This is a genomic window from Halomonas sp. Mc5H-6 (assembly GCF_024124705.1).
Lineage (GTDB): Bacteria > Pseudomonadota > Gammaproteobacteria > Pseudomonadales > Halomonadaceae > Vreelandella > Vreelandella subterranea.
Genome location: NZ_JAMXSI010000035.1, coordinates 1 through 1,143 on the forward strand (window position 1 = coordinate 1; position 1,143 = coordinate 1,143).

General features: G+C 51.6%; 2 protein-coding genes. Both read left to right on the forward strand.

The window, feature by feature from the left end; all coding sequences use genetic code 11:
- Positions 1-135 precede the first annotated feature (135 nt).
- Entirely contained in the window at positions 136-663 is a 528-nt protein-coding gene (locus NH395_RS18320) for a DsbE family thiol:disulfide interchange protein (protein ID WP_085917812.1), read from the forward strand.
- Positions 664-727: 64 nt separating this feature from the next.
- Positions 728-1,143, forward strand: a 416-nt coding sequence (lgt, locus tag NH395_RS18325; RefSeq protein WP_253026935.1) for a prolipoprotein diacylglyceryl transferase, incomplete at its 3' end; no start/stop codon positions are given.

Here is a 1,143-nt window from a genome sequence, read left to right on the forward strand (position 1 = left end):
CTGCCGCTGCTGGCGAAACGCCTATGGTCTAGACGCACTTGACTGATAGCACATCAATGCTGCTCTGGGGCGGTTATTGCAGGTATTGGCAATGCGCAGCGGAAACTTACTTCCTACCACTTATGAGGGGCAGACGTGAAATCGCGAATATTGCTGTTTTTACCCCTATTGGGTTTTTTGGGCTTGAGCTTTTTCTTTTATCAGGGCTTATCAATGGATCCTAGCGCTCGTGATTCCCCACTACTGGCTCAGCCGTTTCCGACCTTCAACCTGACGACGCTGGAAAACCCTTCGCGGCGCGTTGATGAATCCCTTTTTGAAGGTCAGGTGACATTGGTCAACGTATGGGGAGAGTGGTGCCCGACCTGCAAGCATGAAATGCCGCAGTTATTGGACCTGGCCACGCGAGGCGTCCGATTGGTTGGTATCAATTACAAAGATACCCAGGCAAAGGGACTCGAGTTTCTTGAAGAGTTTGGGAACCCTTTTGAAGTCAATATCTTCGATCCAGAGGGTAACCTAGGTTTTGAGCTGGGTGTTTATGGCGCGCCGGAAAGCTTCGTGGTCGATACCGAAGGTACTATCCGTTACAAACACACGGGTTACATCACTCCCGAGGATGTTGAGCGAGTCATACAAGAAATCGAGAAGTGGCAACGATAAACAGCCTAGCAAGATGCATTTTTGCTGAAGACACATCAACTGGTATGACCATTTAAGGAAGACTATGCTGCAATATCCTCAAATCGATCCGATTGCCATCGCCATAGGCCCTCTTCAGATCCACTGGTATGGCTTGATGTATGTCATCGGGCTAGTTGCCGCCTGGTGGTTGGGTCGGCGTCGCGCCCACCGACTCGGCCTAAGCCATGATGATATGGGCGACCTGATCTTCTATGGGGCTATCGGCATCATCGTTGGCGGCCGCCTGGGCTATGCGCTGTTTTACGGGCTCGAACAACTGCAGGCCAACCCCCTTTGGTTATTAAAAATCTGGGAAGGAGGCATGAGTTTTCATGGCGGCCTTACCGGTGTATTAGTGGCTGCCTGGCTGTTTGCTCGCAAACATCAACTGGCTTTTATACAACTGACCGACTTTATTGCTCCGTTAGTCCCCATCGGCCTGGGGGCGGGTCGCCTCGG